The sequence below is a fragment of the Cryobacterium sp. Y50 genome (assembly GCF_002929805.1).
In the GTDB taxonomy this organism is placed as follows: Bacteria; Actinomycetota; Actinomycetes; order Actinomycetales; family Microbacteriaceae; genus Cryobacterium.
Genome location: NZ_PJJM01000032.1, coordinates 1 through 4807, shown reverse-complemented (window position 1 = coordinate 4807; position 4807 = coordinate 1). Strand labels below are relative to the sequence as shown.

Genomic DNA, 4807 nt, shown 5'->3' with positions numbered 1-4807 from the left:
GCGACACGCCCGGGTGGGGGGCGTTTTGACGGGTGGTGGTGGTGGCCGTAATGTATCTATACGTACCCCAAAGGTGCGGAAAGCCGTAGTGCTTCCCGGCCTCATGTGGGACCAGATCGTGGCTAAATCAGCGTAGGGTTTCTGTTTCAGAAGCGTCTGTGTTGGGCTATGATGATAAGCCTCCCATCGAGTGTGTGTCACTGGCTGAGTCGTGTTTTTCGTGGTGTTCAAGTGTGCTTCGGTACGCCGAAAATGTCTGCGTTGGCCGATTTGACAGCGACTAGCTGGGTGGCTAAGTTAGACAAGTTGCCCCGGAGCGACAGCCCAGTAGGGTGTGAAGTCGGGTGCGTCCGATCCTTGAGAACTCAACAGCGTGCACAATGTCAAATGCCAAAAACCTCGTGGTGTTGATCCCGTTTCTAGCGGGTGATCATTTATGAGATTCCTTTGGAAATAATATTGAACAAGTCCTGGTCTTCGGACTAGGCAACTATACAAAGCAAGTCAGTAATGATTTGTTCTTGTCAGTTTCAAACTTGCATCTTCTGGGCCTATTCCGGTCTGTGGGTGCACTAGATGGGCATCGGGTTTGTATTTATACAGATTCGGGAGCTATTCAAACATTTACGGAGAGTTTGATCCTGGCTCAGGACGAACGCTGGCGGCGTGCTTAACACATGCAAGTCGAACGGTGAAGAGGAGCTTGCTCCTTGGATCAGTGGCGAACGGGTGAGTAACACGTGAGCAATCTGCCCTTGACTCTGGGATAACTGCGGGAAACTGTAGCTAATACCGGATATTACCTTGGAAGGCATCTTCTGGGGTGGAAAGAATTTTGGTCAAGGATGAGCTCGCGGCCTATCAGCTAGTTGGTGAGGTAATGGCTCACCAAGGCGACGACGGGTAGCCGGCCTGAGAGGGTGACCGGCCACACTGGGACTGAGACACGGCCCAGACTCCTACGGGAGGCAGCAGTGGGGAATATTGCACAATGGGCGCAAGCCTGATGCAGCAACGCCGCGTGAGGGACGAAGGCCTTCGGGTTGTAAACCTCTTTTAGTAGGGAAGAAGCGACTGGGTTTTCCTGGGAGTGACGGTACCTGCAGAAAAAGCACCGGCTAACTACGTGCCAGCAGCCGCGGTAATACGTAGGGTGCAAGCGTTGTCCGGAATTATTGGGCGTAAAGAGCTCGTAGGCGGTTTGTCGCGTCTGCTGTGAAAACCCGAGGCTCAACCTCGGGCCTGCAGTGGGTACGGGCAGACTAGAGTGCGGTAGGGGAGATTGGAATTCCTGGTGTAGCGGTGGAATGCGCAGATATCAGGAGGAACACCAATGGCGAAGGCAGATCTCTGGGCCGTAACTGACGCTGAGGAGCGAAAGCATGGGGAGCGAACAGGATTAGATACCCTGGTAGTCCATGCCGTAAACGTTGGGAACTAGATGTGGGGACCATTCCACGGTCTCCGTGTCGCAGCTAACGCATTAAGTTCCCCGCCTGGGGAGTACGGCCGCAAGGCTAAAACTCAAAGGAATTGACGGGGGCCCGCACAAGCGGCGGAGCATGCGGATTAATTCGATGCAACGCGAAGAACCTTACCAAGGCTTGACATATACCGGAAACCTGCAGAAATGTAGGCCCCGCAAGGTCGGTATACAGGTGGTGCATGGTTGTCGTCAGCTCGTGTCGTGAGATGTTGGGTTAAGTCCCGCAACGAGCGCAACCCTCGTCCTATGTTGCCAGCACGTAATGGTGGGAACTCATGGGATACTGCCGGGGTCAACTCGGAGGAAGGTGGGGATGACGTCAAATCATCATGCCCCTTATGTCTTGGGCTTCACGCATGCTACAATGGCCGGTACAAAGGGCTGCGATACCGTAAGGTGGAGCGAATCCCAAAAAGCCGGTCTCAGTTCGGATTGAGGTCTGCAACTCGACCTCATGAAGTCGGAGTCGCTAGTAATCGCAGATCAGCAACGCTGCGGTGAATACGTTCCCGGGCCTTGTACACACCGCCCGTCAAGTCATGAAAGTCGGTAACACCCGAAGCCAGTGGCCGAACCCGTAAGGGACGGAGCTGTCGAAGGTGGGATTGGTGATTAGGACTAAGTCGTAACAAGGTAGCCGTACCGGAAGGTGCGGCTGGATCACCTCCTTTCTAAGGAGCATGTGTCGTCCCGTCTGTATACAGCGGAATATGGCGACCAGTCATACCAGGGCGAATGTTCTTGGATGGCGCTCATGGGTGGAACATTGACATTGATATGAGGACGGTTAGTTCTTGAGCCGGTACGCTCCTTCGGGAGTTGGAACGCTCGGGTTCTGAAGAGAGTCATATATGCACGCTGTTGGGTCCTGAGGGACCGGAACAACGCGGGATGAAAGTCCTGGCGTTGATCTGTTTCTTCTGGACTTCTGTTCGTTGGCATCACTTGCCGGCGGGGAGGGGTACCGCCCGTACTTTGAGAACTACACAGTGGACGCGAGCATCTTAAATTTGACTGTCTTCGGACAGCAAATTACAAAGATCAAAACATATGCCTTCGGGTGTGTGTTAGATCATTGGTCAATTTTGATGTCGAATTTATTCGGCATACTTAATCGATTCAAACTCATGTGATTTCAAATTTTTAAGAGCAAACGGTGAATGCCTTGGCATGTAGAGCCGAAGAAGGACGTAGTAATCTGCGATAAGCCTCGGGGAGTTGATAAACGAACTGTGATCCGAGGATGTCCGAATGGGGAAACCCCGCCAGGCCCGTGAGGTGACCTGGTGACTCCCGCCTGAATATATAGGGCGGGTAGAGGGAACGTGGGGAAGTGAAACATCTCAGTACCCACAGGAAGAGAAAACAATAGTGATTCCGTTAGTAGTGGCGAGCGAACCCGGATGAGGCTAAACCGATCATGTGTGATAACCGGTAGGTGTTGCATGGTCGGGGTTGCGGGACTTTTCTGCCTATTCTACCGAATGGTAAGGGTTAGAACGTTGTATAGACGAACAGGATTGAAAGCCTGGTCATAGAGGGTGCGAACCCCGTAGTCGAAATGCAGCAATCGCCCGAGAAGTATCCCAAGTAGCACGGGGCCCGAGAAATCCCGTGTGAATCCGTCAGGACCACCTGATAAGCCTAAATACTCCTACATGACCGATAGTGAACAAGTACCGTGAGGGAAAGGTGAAAAGTACCCCGGGAGGGGAGTGAAATAGTACCTGAAACCGTTTGCTTACAAACCGTTGGAGCCAGCTTTGTTCTGGTGACAGCGTGCCTTTTGAAGAATGAGCCTGCGAGTTAGTGATATGTGGCGAGCTTAACCCGAGAGGGGAATGCGTAGCGAAAGCGAGTCTGAATAGGGCGATTCAGTCGCATGTCCTAGACCCGAAGCGAAGTGATCTATCCATGGCCAGGTTGAAGCGACGGTAAGACGTCGTGGAGGACCGAACCCACTTCAGTTGAAAATGGAGGGGATGAGCTGTGGATAGGGGTGAAAGGCCAATCAAACTTCGTGATAGCTGGTTCTCTCCGAAATGCATTTAGGTGCAGCGTTGCGTGTTTCTTGCCGGAGGTAGAGCTACTGGATGGCCGATGGGGCCCAAAAGCTTACTGACGTCAGCCAAACTCCGAATGCCGGTAAGTGAGAGCGCAGCAGTGAGACGGTGGGGGATAAGCTTCATCGTCGAGAGGGAAACAACCCAGACCACCAACTAAGGTCCCAAAGCGCGTGCTAAGTGGGAAAGGATGTGGAGTTGCACAGACAACCAGGAGGTTGGCTTAGAAGCAGCCACCCTTGAAAGAGTGCGTAATAGCTCACTGGTCAAGTGATTCCGCGCCGACAATGTAACGGGGCTCAAGCACGCCACCGAAGTTGTGGCATTGATATTTTTGGTAAGCCGCACCCTTGTGGTGTTGGTTCAGCCGTGTTGATGGGTAGGAGAGCGTCGTGTGGCCAGCGAAGCGGCGGTGTAAACCAGCCGTGGAGGCTACACGAGTGAGAATGCAGGCATGAGTAGCGAAAGACGGGTGAGAAACCCGTCCTCCGAAAGATCAAGGGTTCCAGGGCCAGGCTAATCCGCCCTGGGTAAGTCGGGACCTAAGGCGAGGCCGACAGGCGTAGTCGATGGACAACGGGTTGATATTCCCGTACTGACGAAAAACCGCCCAAGCTAATCCAGTAATGCTAAGCATCTGAATCCCCTAGATGGATCCCTTCGGGGTGAAGCGTGGGGCCTAGCGTGCGACCCTATGCTGGTGCGGTTAGCGTATTAACAGGTGTGACGCAGGAAGGTAGCTGAGCCGGGCGATGGTTGACCCGGTCTAAGGATGTAGGCCGAGAGATAGGCAAATCCGTCTCTCATATAAGGTTGAGACCCGATGGGTAGCCCGTGAGGGTGAAATCAGTGATCCTATGCTGCCAAGAAAAGCATCGACGCGAGGTTTTAGTCACCCGTACCCCAAACCGACTCAGGTGATCAGGTAGAGAATACTAAGGAGATCGAGAGAATCGTGGTTAAGGAACTCGGCAAAATGCCCCCGTAACTTCGGGAGAAGGGGGGCCTGAGGCGTGAACGGACTAGCTCCGGGAGCGTTCGAAGGCCGCAGAGACCAGTGGGAAGCGACTGTTTACTAAAAACACAGGTCCGTGCTAAGTCGCAAGACGATGTATACGGACTGACGCCTGCCCGGTGCTGGAAGGTTAAGAGGAACGGTTAGCCGCAAGGCGAAGCTGAGAATTTAAGCCCCAGTAAACGGCGGTGGTAACTATAACCATCCTAAGGTAGCGAAATTCCTTGTCGGGTAAGTTCCGAC

Annotated in this window: 2 rRNA genes; both read left to right on the top strand. The window is 53.3% G+C overall.

The features are described 5' to 3' along the window. The first annotated feature begins 623 nt into the window (after positions 1 to 623). Positions 624 to 2157, top strand: a 16S ribosomal RNA gene (locus tag CXY73_RS00340). A gap of 462 nt (positions 2158 to 2619) precedes the next feature. After that, a 23S ribosomal RNA gene (locus tag CXY73_RS00335) occupies positions 2620 to 4807 on the top strand; the annotation flags it as partial.